This window comes from Halorientalis persicus (assembly GCF_900110215.1).
GTDB classification, from domain to species: domain Archaea; phylum Halobacteriota; class Halobacteria; order Halobacteriales; family Haloarculaceae; genus Halorientalis; species Halorientalis persica.
On record NZ_FOCX01000002.1, the window covers coordinates 329,418 to 345,647 of the forward strand.

General features: G+C 69.2%; 14 protein-coding genes and 1 pseudogene. 11 read left to right on the top strand and 4 right to left on the bottom strand.

The annotated features are described in order from the left end of the window. Positions 1 to 1,278 carry a DUF7125 family protein gene (locus BMX17_RS03670; protein ID WP_092657758.1) on the bottom strand — a complete coding sequence of 426 codons (1,278 nt, stop codon included), beginning with the start codon at positions 1,276 to 1,278 and terminating at the stop codon, positions 1 to 3. A 99-nt stretch (positions 1,279 to 1,377) separates the two neighbouring features. Between BMX17_RS03670 and BMX17_RS03675 the strand changes: the two genes are divergently transcribed. The 7 genes from BMX17_RS03675 (at position 1,378) to BMX17_RS03705 (ending at position 10,616) form a co-directional block, all read left to right on the top strand. Continuing rightward, the gene (locus tag BMX17_RS03675; protein ID WP_139203419.1) at positions 1,378 to 3,141 is read left to right on the top strand and encodes a histidine kinase N-terminal 7TM domain-containing protein; all 1,764 of its coding nucleotides are present in this window, start codon (positions 1,378 to 1,380) and stop codon (positions 3,139 to 3,141) included. 66 nt (positions 3,142 to 3,207) lie between these two features. Then, positions 3,208 to 5,022 (top strand): vWA domain-containing protein, encoded by a 1,815-nt coding sequence (locus tag BMX17_RS27230; RefSeq protein WP_092657762.1) that lies wholly within the window; start codon positions 3,208 to 3,210, stop codon positions 5,020 to 5,022. Continuing rightward, positions 5,022 to 7,352, top strand: coding sequence for a vWA domain-containing protein (locus BMX17_RS03685; RefSeq protein WP_092657764.1), 2,331 nt, complete (start codon positions 5,022 to 5,024; stop codon positions 7,350 to 7,352). Before BMX17_RS27230 ends, BMX17_RS03685 begins: the two co-directional genes overlap by 1 nt. Then, positions 7,349 to 7,960 (top strand): hypothetical protein, encoded by a 612-nt coding sequence (locus BMX17_RS03690; RefSeq protein WP_092657766.1) that lies wholly within the window; start codon positions 7,349 to 7,351, stop codon positions 7,958 to 7,960. Before BMX17_RS03685 ends, BMX17_RS03690 begins: the two co-directional genes overlap by 4 nt. A 1-nt stretch (position 7,961) precedes the next feature. Beyond that, complete coding sequence (locus BMX17_RS03695; RefSeq protein ID WP_092657768.1) at positions 7,962 to 8,801, top strand: DUF7502 family protein; 840 nt, start codon at positions 7,962 to 7,964, stop codon at positions 8,799 to 8,801. Next, positions 8,794 to 9,747, top strand: a complete 954-nt coding sequence (locus BMX17_RS03700) for an AAA family ATPase (RefSeq protein WP_092657770.1) — start codon at positions 8,794 to 8,796, stop codon at positions 9,745 to 9,747. Before BMX17_RS03695 ends, BMX17_RS03700 begins: the two co-directional genes overlap by 8 nt. Further along, positions 9,744 to 10,616, top strand: coding sequence for a DUF58 domain-containing protein (locus BMX17_RS03705; protein ID WP_092657772.1), 873 nt, complete (start codon positions 9,744 to 9,746; stop codon positions 10,614 to 10,616). Before BMX17_RS03700 ends, BMX17_RS03705 begins: the two co-directional genes overlap by 4 nt. A gap of 11 nt (positions 10,617 to 10,627) precedes the next feature. Here BMX17_RS03705 and BMX17_RS03710 read toward each other — a convergent pair whose 3' ends face one another. Next, positions 10,628 to 11,302, bottom strand: coding sequence for a CPBP family intramembrane glutamic endopeptidase (locus BMX17_RS03710; RefSeq protein WP_092657774.1), 675 nt, complete (start codon positions 11,300 to 11,302; stop codon positions 10,628 to 10,630). Positions 11,303 to 11,478: 176 nt separating this feature from the next. Between BMX17_RS03710 and BMX17_RS03715 the strand changes: the two genes are divergently transcribed. Together BMX17_RS03715 and BMX17_RS03720 are read left to right on the top strand one after the other, a co-directional pair. Further along, a complete protein-coding gene (locus BMX17_RS03715; RefSeq protein ID WP_170845318.1) occupies positions 11,479 to 12,162 on the top strand; it encodes a histidine kinase N-terminal 7TM domain-containing protein in 684 nt (227 codons plus the stop codon). A gap of 74 nt (positions 12,163 to 12,236) precedes the next feature. Next, positions 12,237 to 13,700, top strand: a complete 1,464-nt coding sequence (locus BMX17_RS03720) for an amidohydrolase family protein (protein ID WP_092657778.1) — start codon at positions 12,237 to 12,239, stop codon at positions 13,698 to 13,700. Between the two features lie 10 nt (positions 13,701 to 13,710). On the opposite strand, the gene BMX17_RS03725 is transcribed toward BMX17_RS03720, so the two are convergent. Next, positions 13,711 to 14,907 (bottom strand): FAD-dependent monooxygenase, encoded by a 1,197-nt coding sequence (locus BMX17_RS03725; protein WP_092657780.1) that lies wholly within the window; start codon positions 14,905 to 14,907, stop codon positions 13,711 to 13,713. Between the two features lie 84 nt (positions 14,908 to 14,991). Here BMX17_RS03725 and BMX17_RS03730 point away from each other — a divergent pair, with 84 nt between their 5' ends. Both BMX17_RS03730 and BMX17_RS03735 read left to right on the top strand, forming a co-directional pair. Next, entirely contained in the window at positions 14,992 to 15,648 is a 657-nt protein-coding gene (locus tag BMX17_RS03730) for a helix-turn-helix domain-containing protein (protein WP_092657782.1), read from the top strand. Positions 15,649 to 15,743: 95 nt separating this feature from the next. Beyond that, complete coding sequence (locus BMX17_RS03735; RefSeq protein WP_092657784.1) at positions 15,744 to 16,133, top strand: CBS domain-containing protein; 390 nt, start codon at positions 15,744 to 15,746, stop codon at positions 16,131 to 16,133. 11 nt (positions 16,134 to 16,144) lie between these two features. Here the strand turns inward: BMX17_RS03735 and BMX17_RS24995 are convergent. Further along, positions 16,145 to 16,230: pseudogene (locus BMX17_RS24995) on the bottom strand (IS6 family transposase); the annotation flags it as partial.

Here is a 16,230-nt window from a genome sequence, read left to right on the forward strand (position 1 = left end):
CTAGTTTTTGCCGCCGTGTCCGAGCGTCGCCTCGGTCGTGAGGTCGATCTCGACGGGCTCGGTCGGGAGTCCGTCGCGACGCGACTTGCTGACGCGGAGTTCGTGTGTCAGCCCCTCGTCGCCGAAGTCGGCGTCGAGGTCGACCACCACGTCCGCGAACTGCGCCGTCGCCGAGCGGTTCGCCGGCGCGGGGTCGAGACAGTGGAGGACGGCGATACTCCCCGTGGCGCGGGTGTGTTCGACCAGCGCGTTCAGGAAACTGACGTAGTCGTCGCGGTCGCCCCGTTCCAGCGCGTCGGCGGGATCGACGATCAGGTTCGCCCCCTCGGGGAGGTTGCTGATGAGCTGTTCGGCTTTCACCAGCGGGTTGCCGGCGTCGAGGTGGCGAACCGTCGGACTGCCGGCGGTGGCCATCGACTCCTCGATGGCGTACCGGACGGTGTCCTCGCTGCGCTCCGTCGAGAGGTACAGCGTGCCCCGCTCGGTCGTCGACTGGTACAGCAACAGCTCCGACTGGCTGGCGGGCGCGGCGGTCAGCGCGACGACGGTCCCCGGCTCGAACCCACCGCCGAAGGCCCGGTCGAGGGCGTCCACGCCGGTCGCCAGCCGGTTCTCGGCGTCGGGCACGGTCGCGACCGGCTCGGGATCGGTCGCCGAGTCGAGCAGGTGGGCCGCCGCCCGGTCGAAGGCCGTCCGGGCGTCCTCGGCGGGCAACGGCGGCTCACGCTCGGGGACGGCTCCCAGCACCGGCACGTCGAAGTCCGACTCCACCGTCGCAGGCACCGAGTCACACTGGTTGAGGAGGAGGCCCTCGACGGGGACCTCCAGCCGACGCGCGATGTCGATGGTCGTCTCGGCGGCGGTCAGACTCCGCTCCGTGGGTGTGGAGACGACGACGACGCCGTCGGCCGCCGACAGCGGTTCGACGATGTCTGGCCCGGCCCCGGAGGGACAGTCGACGAACACCTCCGTCGAGTCCTGCTCGATGCTCCCGAGGGCGGCCCCCAGGTCCACGGTGTCTGCGGGTTTCGGGGCCGTCAGGACGCCCACACTGGGCGAGCCGGCGGTCTGCTGTGCGAGTGCGGTCACGTCGGTCCCCTCGTCCAGGGCCGAGGCGGTCGGTTCGCGCTCCACGTCGGCCGTGACGTGGAGGTTCGGTAGCTGTCGGTCGGCGTCGACGGCGAGCGCGGGCGTCCCGGCCCGCGCGAAGGCCTGGGCCAGGCCCAGCGTCGCCGTCGTCTTGCCGCATCCACCCTTCGCGCCAGCGATGGCGATCATACCCCCAGTGGTCGCGTCTTCCTTTTTGAATGTACACACCGAGTTCGCCCGCGTGAGCCGACCGAAAGGTACGTGCTTCGGGGGGCCGAGACTCCGAACGTGTCTCCGACCACGCTCTGGCCCGTGGTCGGCTCGTTCGCCGCGGCCGCCGGCACACTCGCGCTTGGCTACTACCTCTGGTCGGTCCGGGATCGCCCGGGTGCGACGTGGCTTCTGGTCGTTCTCGGTGTGCAGTTCGCGCTGACCGCCGGCTACGGCGTCGGCTACCTCGTCTTCGACTCCTGGCTGCGCTGGGCCGTCGAGGCGCTGTTCTGGGTGGCCTACATCTGGCTCGGGGCGCTGTTTATCGCCTTCGCGCTGGCCTACACCGGCCGCGGCCACGTCATCCGCTCGCCGTGGTTCAAACTGCTGACCGCGCTCACCGTCCTGTTGACCCTGCTGGTCGTGACCAACCCCGTCCACGAACTCGTCTGGGCGGACTTCCGGGTCGAGTCGACCTGGGGACTCGCGACGGCATCGTTCACCCGACACGGCGGTTCGTTCCTGATCCTTGGCGTCACCAGCATCGGCACCGCCGTCGGGACGCTCCTGCTGGTGGACACGATCATCAGCTACGGCGACCTCTACCGGGGCGAGGCGCTGGCGGTCGCACTCAGCCCGCTCCCGCCGGGGATCGGCCTCATCGCCTGGACGTTCGGCGTCGTCCCCGCACCGGGGGTCAACGTCGCCCCGGTTCTCTTTCTCGCCCACGTCGCCTTCGACGCCTACGCCTTCGTCGGCAGCGGGATGTTCGACTTCCACCCCGCGACCCGACGGGCCGGCAACCGGGCGGCGATCGCCGACCTCGGGAACCCCGTCGTGATCGTCGACGAACAGCACCGGGTCGTCAACTACAACCCGGCCGCCGGAGAGACGTTCGGACTGGTGAGCCGCGATGTCCTGACCGAACCGTTCACGGCCTGCTACGAGGGTGACGAGATCGACCCCACCGAGGCCGAACAGGACGCCACGATCCGGACCGACGCGGGCAGGCGGACGTTCAAGGTGACCGCCACGGATCTGGACGACGGCACCGGCGCGGACCTGGGCTACACGCTCGTCTTCCAGGACATCACCGCCGAACGCCAGCGCGAACAGCGTCTGGCCGTCCTGAACCGTGTCCTCCGACACAACCTCCGCAACGACCTGACCGTCGTCGACATGAACTTAGACGCCGCCGCCGACCGTGCCGACGAGGACGTAACCGCCCTGCTCGACCCCGCCCGCGAGAAGACGCGTGGGCTGGTCTCGCTCAGTGAGAAGGCCCGGCGTTTCGAGCGCGTCATCGAGGACGACACCGAGTCGCTGGTCGCCGCCCGGGAGGTGGTGGGTGAAGTGGTGGCCGAACTCCGCGAGGAGTTCCCCCAGGCGACCGTCGAGATCGAGGGAACCGACGCCGCCCTGCTCCGGATCAACCCCGCCCTGCTCGAAGTCCTCGTCCGCGAACTCGTCGAGAACGCGCTGGAACACGGGACCGCCACCGACGGCGATGGCGCGGCGAGCGACGGCGGTGACGACACCGCGAGACAACGGGACGTGACCGTCACGGTCGCGAGCGACGACGACGCGGTGACCGTAACCGTCCGCGACCGCGGGCCGGGCGTCCCAGCTCACGAACTGGCCGTCATCGAGGACGGCGACGAGACCGACCTCGAGCACGGGAGCGGGCTCGGCCTCTGGCTCGTCACCTGGAGTGTCAGCGCGGCCGGCGGCGACATCGGCTTCGACGTGACCGACTCGGGGACGACCGCGACCGTCCGGTTCCCCCTCGTCGGCGTCGACAGTGCAGCGTACGAGTCGACCGGTGACACAAATTCCGGCTGAAGTTTCCACGAGGCTTATAGTACCCGTCCCACAAGGGGACCGTGACTGCAGTGGTCCCTCCAACACATGGCGCTCGGTGACGTCTTCGCCGCCCCGCTCGGCCTGGCCGCGCTCGCCGCCCTCGTCCCGCTGTTCGTGCTGTACCTCATCCAGCCGGACCCGCGGGAGCTACCCCTGCCGACGGTCTCGTTTCTCCAGTCCGATCCGGACGAAGGGGGCTCGAACCCGGTGCTGGAGCGACTGCGCCGGAACCTCCTGCTCCTGTTGCAGGTCCTCGCCATCGTCTTGCTCGCGGTCGGGCTGGCCGCACCCTACGTGACGACGACCCGTGAGGTCAGCGCCCAGCCCACGGTCCTCGTGGTCGACGCCTCCGCCAGCATGGCCACTGAAACGGGCGACGGAACCCGCTTTTCCGAGGCCGTCGCGGCCGCCAAAGGGGCCGTCGGGACGCCGACGACGGTCGTCGTCGCCGGCGGCTCCGTCCGGACGCCCATCGGGGAGGCCGACCCAGAGGACGCGCGGTCGGCGCTCGACGAACTCCGTGTCACGCACGCGCCGGGCGACCTCCGCGGAGCCATCGAACGCGCCCGCGAACTCGCCGGCTCCGAGAGCCGTGTCCTCGTGTTCAGCGACTTCGCGGGCGGGTCGGGCGGAGGCGAGGCGGGCTGGAAGCAGGCCGCCGACGCGGTGCGAGCCAGCGGCGCGACGCTTTCCCTCCGGCAGTTCGACGGCGGGACGACCGAGAACGTCGGCATCGTCGGCCGATCGTTCGAGGACCGCAACGTCGTCCTCCGGGTGGCGAACACCGGATCGACGGCGACCGAGCGGACTGTGACGCTCGCCGGGCAGTCCCGGACGGTGTCGCTCCAGCCGGGCGACCGGCGCTCGGTCGTCTTCCCGCTCCCCGCGGCGTCGGCGACCGCCCGGTTAGCAGGGAGCGACGCGTTCCCGGTCGACGACAGCGTGCCCGTCGCGGTCCCCGACGAACAGGCCGAAGACACCCTGCTGTTGACCAACGGGAACAACCGGAACCTCCGGACCGCACTCGACGTGATCCCGACGGTGAACGTGACCGTGAAGCGACCCCCGGTCTCGACGACCGGCGACTACGACGCCGTGGTGTTCGCCGACGTGGTCGCCGAACGGGTGCTGGGTTCGACCGTCGAGACCGCCCAGAGGACGGTCGACGACGGCGGCGGTGTCCTGATCCAGGGCCAGCGCAACGTCGGCGAGGTCGGCTACGGCGACCTCCTCCCGGTCACGCCGGGCGGGATCGAACAGTCCGGCGGCATCGACAACGTCACCAGCCACCCCGTCACCACCGGCTTCGAGTTCCCGGCCCCGGACTACCACCTCGGGGCCACGGCGACCGGAACCGCGCTGGTGACGCTCGCGGACGGGTCGCCGCTGCTGGCCACCGACGGGCGGGCGGGCGGCCGAACGATGTACTACGGCTACCTGCCCAACCAGACCGCCTTCCGGTACGACTACCGCTACCCGGTGTTCTGGAAGCGGGCGATCCACTGGCTGGCCGGCCGCCCCTCGCTGTCGGACCTGAACCGCGAGACGGGAACGACGCTCCAGCTCGCCAACGAGACGACCGTCGAGACGCCGACGGGCCAGCGGACGACAGCGGCGGTCCAGCTGGACCGCGTGGGCACCTACCGGACCGCGGACCAGCGGACCAGCGCCGCCCTGCTCTCCCCCGCCGAGTCGAACGTGAGCGCCGATCCGGTCGACGCGAGTGGCGACGGGGGCGGCGGTGGCGGCCCCACGACGGGCCAGCAGGTTCGCCAGGACCTGACGCCGCTGGTCCTGCTCGGCCTGCTCGTCCTGCTCGGGGCCGAGCTTGGGTATCTCCGCAGACGGGGTGACATCTGATGCCAGTCGAGACGACGCTGGCAGGACTCCGGATCGGCCTCCAGCGGCCGCTCGTGCTGGTCGCGCTGCCGGTCGCAGCGGTGTTGCTCGGGCTCGCCTTCCGCCGGCGCGAGCGGGCGGTGTTCACGGGGCGGTCGCGGGCGCTGTTCCTGGCCTCGCGGCTCGTGCTCGTGACGCTGCTGGTGCTGGCGGCCGCCGGCCCCTACACGCTGGCGACGACGGACTCGACGGGGCAGCCGACCGTGACGATGCTCGTCGACCGCTCGGCGAGCATGGCGACGACCGACGCCGCGGCCGGCGAACTCGCGACCGCCATCGAGAACGAGGGCGTCGCGGTCAGGACCCGGACCGTCGGCAGCGAGGCGGACTCGCCGGTCGGCGACGCCGTGACGAGCGCGCTCGCCCCGAACGGGAGCGTCCTGCTGGTCTCGGACGGGCGCGTGACCGAGGGGCGCTCGCTGGACGCGGCCGCGGGCGTCGCAGAGCAGGTCGACGCCTCCATCCACGCCGTCTCGCTGGATTCGAACCGAACCGAGCGGGCCGTCGCCGTCAGCGGGCCGGCCAAGACCAGCACCGGCGTCGCCAACCAGTTCCGCGTGACCGTCGACGGCGTCGCGCTCGGAGACACCGCGACGACCCTCACTGTCAGCGTCGACGGCCAGCGGATCCGCGAGGAGACCGTCGAGGGCGACGGGGGCCTGACGTTCACCTACAACTTCTCGGAGACGGGGAGCCACCGCGTGACCGCCCGGATCGAGGGCGGCGACGTGTACGACCGCAACGACGTGTTCCGCAAGACGGTGCGAGTGGTCGAACCGCCGAAGATCCTCTACGTCTCCCGCGGTGACTACGCCTTCGAGGGGTTCCTCCGGGACGTGTACGACGTGGATCGGGCCGAGTCGATCCCGGCGAACCTCTCGGGGTACTACGCCGTCGTGGTCCAGAACGTCGCCGCGGGCGACCTGGGCAACGTGAGTGCGCTCCAGCGGTCCGTCATCGACGGCACGGGGCTGGTCACCGTCGGCGGCCCCAACGCCTTCGAGCGGGGCAACTACCGCGAGTCGCTTGTGACCGACCTCCTGCCGGTCACCATCGGCGAGGGCGGCGAGACCTCGCGGGTTGTCATCGCGGTCGACATCTCCGGCAGTACGACCGGGTCGATGTCGGCCCAGCAGGCGCTGGCCCTGGACGTGCTGAACCAGCTCGGCGACGAGAACCGGGTCGGCATCGTCGCGTTCAACAACCAGGTCTACCGGATCGCCGGCCTCACGGGGGTGGGGAGTTCCCGATCCTTCCTCGAAGACCGCATCCGCCGGCTGGAGAGTCGTGGGAGCACGGACGTGAGCGCCGGGATCGAGGGGGCGACCCAGATGCTCGGCTCGAGCGGGACGATCATCCTCCTGACCGACGGGCGCGCACAGGGCGGGAACGCCCCGGGTGCCGCGGCCCGGGCCAGCGAGCGCGGCATCGAGGTTATCCCCGTCGGCGTCGGCAGCGAGATTGCCGTCGACCGACTCCAGGACGTGGCCGAGGCCGGTAACGGCGTCTTCCTCCGGGCCGACGAGTCCAACAAGCTCCGGATCGAGTTCGGCGGCGAGACCCGCGAGTTCCAGGGCAGCGGTCTCACGGTGCTCGACCGGACCCACTTCATCACGAGCGGCGTCGAGTTCACCGCCCGGCCGGGCCGGACCCACTCGGTCGCCGCGGCCAGGGGGGCGGACCTGCTCGTCGCCGGATCGGACGGTGCGCCCGCGATCTCGGCCTGGCGGTACGGGCTGGGGCGGACCGTCGCGATCACCGCCTACGGCGAGAGCGGGGGCCTGGACGGCCTGCTCTCGGCCCCGGACTCGCTGGGGATCACCAAGTCCGTCAACTGGGCCATCGGTGATCCCGAACGGCTGGCGACCGGCATCACGTCGATCTCGGACGCCCGCGTGGGCAGCCCCGCGACGGCCACCTACGAGGGATCGAGCCGACCGTCGGCCGACGGCTACCGGTTCACCCAGGTCGACACCGGCCAGTACGAGACGACGTTCGTGCCGGCGTCGCCGGGCTACCAGTCGCTGCTGGCCGCCGAGTACGCCGTGAACTACCCCCGGGAGTTCGCGGCCTTCGGGCAGTCCCGGGCCGTCCGGACCGCTGCCGAGCGCTCCGGCGGGCGCGTGTTCGAGCCGGATCGGACCGCGGCCATCGCCGAGCAGGTCTGTCAGGAGGCCAGTACTGTGGAGACAGTCACCAGAGCGTGGACGTGGCTCGTCCTCGTCGTCGCCCTGCTGCTGTACCTCGCCGAGGTTGGCACGCGGCGACTCGTTCGCATCAGACAGCTATGATCGGAACCAGACTCAACGTCGTCTTGCTCGCCGTGGTCGGACTGACAGTCCTCGGTGTCGCGGGCGTCACCGTCTACTACGAGTACAGCGTCGGAGACGTGACCGACCGCGCGGAACGGCTCGCCCAACAGAAAGCGGACGCCGAGGAAGAACTCGCGACCGTTCGCAGCGAACTCAACGAAACTCGCGAACGGCTCGCGACGATCAACGAGAGCCTCGAAACCCGGCAGACGGACGTTCAGGACCTCACCAATCAACTGGAGGCGGCAGAGCGCAATCTGTCCTCGGCCCGCGACCGGATCGACCGGCTCGAAAACGAGCGACAGGAACTCCAGCGCGAGGTCGACGATCTCCTGAACGAGCGGGCGGACCTGCGGGACCGGGTGGACGAACTCGAAGAGCGCCGCGACGAACTGATCGAGGCGAACGACGAACTCCAGGCCCGGAACACGAACCTCCAGGATCTGACCGACGAACTGAACGGCACCATCGACGATCAGGAGGATCGGATCGACGGCCTGGAGGAGGACAACGAAGCCCTGCAGGACGATCTCGACTACGTCTGTGGGCAACTGAACAACAGCGCGCAGTATCCGGAGTGTAACTGACATGAGCGAGGAACCAGACACCGAACCGAGCGAGGAACGCACCGGGATCGAGCGCGCGGTCCGGGCGATCAGACGCGAGGGGTACAAGGCGGCCGGCCTCCACGCGGTGGTCGACGCCGTGGCCGTCTTCCTCGTGGTGAACCTGCTGACCCGGGTCGTCGCGGCCCCGTTGCCGGCGGTCGGTCCGGTCCGTGGCGGGACGGTCGCGGCCGTCGGCGTCGCCCTGCTGGCGGGTGGCGTCGAGTTCGCGTTCCGGGTCCGGTACTACACGGTCGAGCGGTTCGAGGCGGCCAACCCGGTCGTCGCGGACGCGCTCCGGACGGCCCGGGACGCCGCGACCGACGGGGCCGAGACGCAGATGGCCCGCCGGCTCTACCGGGACGTGACCGACCGGCTCTCCGAGACCAGCGCCGGCGGCTTCCTCCAGACCCGCTGGCTGTCGGTCAGCGTCGTCGTGGTCGTGCTGGCGAGCGCGCTGACCGTCCAGGCGGCCGTCGCGGGCGTCACGTTCGCGCCGGAGCCGAACACGACCGACGAGCGGCGCGGGCCGGGATCGTTCGGCGGGGAGGACAACGGCGTGTCCGAACTCCAGAACCCCGACGACGTGCTCGGCGAGCGCAAGGAGGCCGCCGGCGGCCGCGAGGAACTCGACGTGAACTTCTCACAGAGTAGCGGCGGCGGGGCCGGCGACCAGGTCGACAGCTACGAGGACAGCGGGCTGTCGGCCGGCGGCGATCCGGTCGCGGCCCAGCAGGCCGGCTTCGCCGCAGAGCGGAACCTCGAAGACGCGGATCTCGTACGGGAATACAATCTGCGCGTCCAGCGTGATACCGATGACTGACGACACACTCGACGACGACGAGGTGGACAGGATTCAGGAACGACTCGCGGCGGTGCGATCCGAGGTACGAAAGCGCCTCGTCGGCCAGGAGGCGGTGCTGGATCAGGTGCTGGCCTGCCTGCTCGCCGACGGGAACGCACTGCTAGAGAGTACGCCCGGGCTGGGCAAGACGATGCTCGTCCGGACCATCGCGGAGGTCACCGACTGCTCGTTCTCGCGGGTCCAGAACACGCCGGACCTGATGCCCTCCGACATCACGGGCACCGAGATCATCCGGGAGACCCGCGACGGGCGAGAGTTCACCTTCGAACCCGGCCCGATCTTCGCCAACGTCGTGCTGGCCGACGAGATCAACCGTGCGACGCCCAAGACCCAGGCCGCGTTGCTGGAGGCGATGCAGGAGCGCCAGGTCACCGCCGGCGGCGAGACCCGGAACCTGCCCGATCCGTTCTTCGTGCTGGCGACCCAGAACCCCGTCGAGCAGGAGGGGGTCTACCCGCTGCCCGAGGCCCAGAAGGACCGCTTCCTGGCGAAGGTCCTCGTCGATTACCCCGGCGAAGACGCCGAGCGGGAGATCGTCGACCGGTTCACCGGCCGCGTCGACGGCAACATCCCGGTCGAACAGCAGTTGACGAGCGCCGATCTCCTGCGCGCCCAGGAACTCGTCCGGCAGATCCCCATCGCCGAGGACATCCGTGACCGCGTGGTCGAACTGGTGCGGGACACCCGGACCGCCGACCAGCTAGAGTACGGGGCGAGCCCGCGAGCCAGCATGGGGCTGGTCGTGCTGGCGAAGGCCCGCGCGTTCATGGCCGGGCGCGCACACGTCACCGGCGAGGACGTAGAGGCGATGGCGCGCCCTGTACTGCGACATCGCGTGGTCGTGGACTTCCGGGCGGAACGGGACGGCGTGACGGCCGACGACGTGATCGGAGACCTGCTGTGATCGAACCCACCTTCCTCGACGAACTGGCGCGGTTCGACCCCTCCGTCCAGCGCCGGGTCGACGCCATAAAACAGGGCGAACAGCGCTCGACGGAAGTCGGGGAGGGGTTGACCTTCAGCGACCACCGCAAGTACACGCCCGGCGACGACACCCGACTGGTCGACTGGCGCGTGTACGCCCGCACCGAGGAACTGTACATCAAACAGTACGAGGCCGAGCGCAACCTCACCGTCCACGTCCTGATCGACGCCAGCACGTCGATGGACTTCGGCGGCGACCGAAGCGAGGTAGCGACCCCCCACAAGTTCGAGTACGCGGCCAAACTGGGGCTCGGGTTCGCCGCACTCGCGGCGGCCGAAGGGAACGATTTCCGATTCTCACTGCTCGGCGAGACCTTCGAGCGGATCGACCGCGGCCGCTCGACCCAGGGCGAGATCCTGCGGTTGATCGAGCGACTGAACGAGACCGACCCGTCGGGCGAGACGGACTTCCGGACGGCCTGTGAAGACTACGCCGCGACCATCGACTCGAAGTCGCTGGTCCTGGTGGCGAGTGACTTCCTCGACGACCCCGCCGCGATCGAGGCGGGACTGGCCGCCCTCCAGCGCAACGACCTGACGCTCGCGCACGTCCTCGCGCCCGACGAGCGTGACCCACCGGCGCGTGGCGACACGATCTTCCGCGACCCGGAGGCCGACACGAAACTGCGCACCTACTTCGGGGCGAACGTCGAACGCCGCTATCGCGACCGCCTCCAGTCCCACATCGGCGAGATCGAGGCGGTCGGGGACCGGCTGGGGGCGCGCCACGTCGCTGTCGACACCGGTGAGGACTTCTTCGACAGCTTCGGCGAGACGTGGGTGGAGTGAACGGGGCCGGGTCACCCGTAGAACTGACCCAGGACCGCCACCACCCAGACGAGGACGTGCGTGCCGACCACCGGAACGAGCGTCCGTCGGCGGAGGTACACGACCGTCAGGAGGGCGGCAACCAGCGAGACCGAGACGAGGTTGCCGAGCGACCACGTCGGCGCGTGTGCCGCGACGAAGACCGCCCACGGCAGGCCGCCGGCCAGGAGCGGGCTCCCGGTATACTCTAGCAGGCGCTCGATGGGATAGCCCCGGAAGAGGAGTTCCTCGACGATGCCGATCGTCACCGCGCCGGCGAGCGCGACGGGGAGGCTCGCGTCCATCGAGGCCGTCGCCACACCGGACTCGACCGGCAGCCCCAGCGTCCGGAGGACGGGACCGGCCGCGAGGAAGACGCCGAGCGTCAGGACCGTCGCCCCGAGCAGGTAGCCGCCGTCGATCCAGGCCGGCCGGCGCAACCCGAGGTCCGCGAGCGACCGGCCCTCGACACCGACCGCGACCCCGACGACGACGCCGGCTACGACCCACTGAACGGCGATCACGGCGACGGGAGCCAGCGTGAAATCGGTGACCGCGACGAGCGTCGAGACGGCCGGCAGTGCGAGCAAGGAAACAGCGAGAAGCAATCCCGTGATCGGTGGGAGGCGGCTCGACACAGTGCGTGAGTCACGCGTGATGTCGGTCATACCCGGCTCGTGTCACGCGGTCGACCTTAGTACCCACGCCGGAATTTCTCCCGGAGAGACGGCACCGAACGTATTTCCCAGGTGCGTCGGCGTCACGCAAAACCCCAGAAACGTCGGTTCGACTCGTGATTTCTACCAAAGTATTTTATTACGGCAATATGTCGGCAGTGCATACAATGGCATTTCAGGCGACACCGTATACGATTCCCCTTGCGCTTTCGGCCGTGATCGTGGGCGCGTTGCTCGCGCTCACGATCATGAAACGACAACAGAAGGGAGCGTATCTCATGATCGTGTTGTTCACACCTATCGTCGTGTGGTCGGTCAGTTACGCGCTCCAGTTGGCGAGTACGACCCTCGATCAGGCGTTGCTGTGGAACACGGTCCGGTTCATCGGCCCCGCGTTCGCGTCGCTGGCCTTCCTACTCTTTGCCTTTCAGTTCACGGATCGAGCAGAGCTGTTGACACGTCGCAACGTCGCCTTGCTGGCGGCGGTCCCGACGCTCACCATCGTTCTCGTGTGGACGAACTACTTCGGTCTGCACGAGCTGGTTCGAGGGGCCGCCGAGATGCGCCCGCAGGGCGGGATCGAGCGCCTCTCGGTCACGTACGGGCCGTGGTACTACGTCCACGCGCTCTACTCGCTTGGCGTATCGTTCGCCGCCGCAGGGCTGTTCGCCCTGCAGTGGCCGAAAGTCGAGGGCAATCGGCTCCGCCAGACCCAGCTGTTCCTGATCGGCGGCATCCTGCCGACCGTCGGCAGCCTGCTGTACGCCGCCGACCTGACCGTCATCGACTGGGGCCCGGTCACCTACATCGTGACCGCGATCACGCTCACCACCGCCATCTTCTACTACTGACAGGTGGCCGCTGAGTACCCCCGGCCCGAACGGGGACGGATAGCATTTTGACAGACGGCCGACGAGAGAGATGTATGGCCGATATCGTCGTCCACGACGCGGCCCTCCTCACGGTCGACGAACGGAATCGCCTCTTCGAGCGTGGAACACTCGTCGTCGAAGACGGCACGATCACCGAGGTGCGGTCGACGGACCCCGACGACGCGGCACTGGACGCGAACCACGTGATCGATGGCGACGGCACACTGGTACTGCCGGGGCTGGTCAACGCCCACACGCATCTGGATCTGACACCACTGCTGGGCGCGTTCAGCGACCTCGATCTGCTGGAGATGCTCGGGAGTATGACGGCCGTCTACACCCAGTTCGCCGACGGCGAGTTCGACTACCTGATCGAGGCGGGGTACGAACTCGCCGCCTACAACTTTCTGGCCGGCGGCATCACGACGATCAACACGATGGACGTGCGTCCCGGTGTCGGTGTCGAGACGGTCGGTGCGGCCGGACTGCGCGGCTTTCTCGGCCCCGCGATCAGCGACCTGTTCTGGGACCGTCCAGTCGACGAGCAGTTCGAGCGGGCTCGCGAGTTCGTCGAAACTCACCACGACACCTACGGCGGGCGGATTCGGGCGACGATCTGCCCGCACGACGACTGGTCGTGTACCCGGGAACTGTGGGAACGTACCGCCGACTTCGCCGCCGAGTATCCCGACCTGCTCGTCCACACGCACCTGCTCGAACTCGACGAGAGCGACCGTATGGCCCGGGCCAACGGTGGCGCGGACTCGACCGCACTCCTGTCGGACGTGGGGCTACTCGACGACCGACTGGTCGCCGCCCACTTCCGGATCGCTGACGAGGTCGATATCCAGCGCACTGCCGAGGCAGGTGCGGGCATCGCCCACTGTCCCTCCGTGTTCTGCTACTGGAATCCCGACCCGTCGACACAGTGGACGCCGGTTCCCGAACTCCGGGCGGCCGGCGTCGACGTAGGGCTGGGGCTCGACGATCACTACTGGCACGACTCGTACAATCTGTTCGGCGAGGCCCGACAGGCCCGTCTCGCAGCGAATCTCGAACGCGGGACCGGACAGTTCCAGTCGATCGAGTTGCTCCGGATGCTCACCGTCGACGGTGCACGGGCGTTGAGCGTCGGCGACGAGATCGGGAGCCTCGAACCCGGCAAGCGGGCGGACTTCCTGGTCCTCGACGTGGACACACCGAAGTTCGCACCCCGGACGAATCTCCCCGCGCAGGTCGTCAACCAGGCCACACCGGCCGACGTGGAGACGGTGGTCGTCGACGGCGAGTTCGTGGTCGAAGACGGGACGCCGACGCGACTCGACGGTGACGCGGTCCAGCAGCGCGCCGAGGCGGCCGTCGAGCGGTTCGTCGACGAGACCGGCTGGGACCTCGACGTGGGCGGCGGGGATCCACCGGGCACGGTCGCGACCGCCCGCGACATCCACAAACGCGGCCCCGCTCGCCTGCTCTCCCGGCTTGCGATCCAGTCAGCGAAAGATCGGTTCTCGCGCTGAGCGAGGTCGGTCAAACTGTCTCGATCCCACCGAGGCTGCCGGGATCGGGCAACGACGTTCCGACCGTCCGCTGGCGGCGGAATCGCTGGAAGAGCCGATTCGGGACGGCCCGTACGGCGAGGTTGCGCGCTCGCGTGGCGAGACGGGACTGCAGCGTGCCGAGCATCCCGAGTCGGCGGGCCTCGTCGCGGACGCGCTCGGCGCGGGCTTGCCGCTCCGTCGCGTAGGCGTCGAACGCCGCGGTCGGGACCTCGTGAGTGTCGATGGCATGAGCCAGCGCGAGACCGTCCTCGATCCCCTGGGCCGCACCCTGTCCCGCGAACGGAAGCATCCCGTGGGCCGCGTCGCCGGCGAGGACGACCGAGCCGCGGCTCCACCGATCCAGCGTCGGTACGTCTTCGAGTTCGGTGACGATCACGGCCGCCGGGTCGGCGTGGTCGAGAACCGTCGGAATCGGAGCGGGGAACCTGCCGAAGCGCTCGCGTAAGGCTGCCATCCTGGCCGCCGGGTCGGCACCCGCTGCGGGGACGGGGTCGGGTGCCGTCCCGAACCAGTAAAAGCGGTCGTCGCCGACGGGTGCACCGCCGGCGTAGCTCCCGTCACCCCAGACCTCGACTCCACGGTCCCGGTGGCGGTCGGGCAGGGCCACGTCCACGAGCGCCCGGTAGACCACGGCATCGAGGGGGCGCGGGTCGACGCCCGGAACAACGGCGTCGCGCACGGTCGAATGGATGCCGTCCGCGCCAACGAGTACGTCGGGCCGGACGCGCGTTCCGTCCTCGAAGATCACCGTCGCCGGGGCCGTCTCGGCCACGTCCCGACAGCGCATCCCCGTCTCGACCGTCGTGTCGAGTGCCGTCCGGAGGCTGTCGAGGAGGGTCGCGCGGTGGACCGCGACGTGGCCGTAGCCGAACTCGGCCCGCTCGACGCCATCGAGGTCCAGCCGCTGGAGGATCGACCCGCTCGGTGACCGGATCAGACTCTCCATGAGTGGGACGCCGGCGTCCCGAACCCGGTCGGCGACGCCGAGCCGGTCCAGCACGAGCAAGGCGTTGGTCTGTAACAGGATGCCGGCACCGACGGGGCGGTACGCGGCCGCGGCCTCGTAGACCGTGGGGTCGAACCCGCGGCGTTCGAGCGCCAGCGCCGTGGTGAGCCCACAGATACCGCCGCCGACGACCGCGATCTCGGGATCGGATCGGAGCATACCACAGGGTTGGCGCGGGCCGACGAAGCACAGACTGCAGTGCATCCACGCTCTTTTAATATGGGTCGGCGGGTCGGTGCCGGTATGCGCTATCTCACGGTGCTGGTTCGGCCCGCCGAGACCGGCGCGTTCCACCCGCTCGGACGGGCCCTCTCCGAGGACCCGTCACTCACGCGGGAGGCGATCCACCACGTCGAGTTGCTGGACGACGGCACGGTCCTGTTGTTCGCGGAGGGAAGCGGCGACCGCGACCGATACGAGGAGATCATGGCCGACTCGCCCGCGGTCCTCGACTACCTCGTCTCCGGGGAACGGCAGTGGATGGCGGTGAGCCAGTTCGAGGCGACCGAGCTGGCCGAGCGGATCCTCGACCGCCAGCGCGAGTCCGACGTGGTCGTCGAGACGCCGATCTACTTCACCGAAGACGGGGCGCTCCGGATCACGTATCTGGGGAGCGATCCGGCCTTCCAGTCGCTGTTCGAGGACGTGGCCGCCGACGCGGGCGTCGCGTTCGAGGTCGTCGAGACCGGCGAGTACGACCCCGAGCAGGCGTCGTTCACGCGCCTGCTCACGGCGCGTCAGCGGGAGGTACTCGACGCGGCCGTGGCCGTCGGCTACTACGACAATCCACGGACCGCGACTCACGAGGACGTGGCCGAGCGCGTCGGCATCGCACCGACGACTGCCGGCGAACACCTCCGGAAGATCGAGGCTCGCGTGTTCGGCGCGCTCGTGCGCTGACGCTCCGTGTTCGGGCTGACTGTCGATATACCGTGTGGACCGTCAACACTCGCCGGTAGACGAACGGTTTTGTTCGCGGAGACAGTGCGGGAACTATGACCGAGACCCCAGTCAGCGAAATCATGACGACGCCGGTGTTGACTGTCGCCCCGGACGAGACGCTGTCCGACGCCGCGTGGGCGATGCGCGACACCGAGATCAAGTCCGTGGCTGTCATCGACGCGGACTGTGACCCGGTGGGCATCCTCACCTCGACTGACTTCGTCCAGGTGGCCGCGGACGATACCGAGCCGACCGAGACCACCGTCGAAGAGTGCATGACGACCACGGTGGAGACGGTCACGCCCGACACCACTGTCGCCGAGGCGTCCGCACACCTGCTGGACAGCGGGTTCAACCACATTCCGGTCGTCGACGGCGACGTGGTGGGTATGTTGACCACGACGGACATCCTGCGCCACACGGCCGAGGCGGCGACGGCCTGAACGGGTAGTGTTCAGATTAGCTGATTCCATGCGAAGGCGAACGATTGGAGCCAGTCGTCGGCTGTTTCTCGCTCGGCGTTGCTGAAACAGTTTGAGA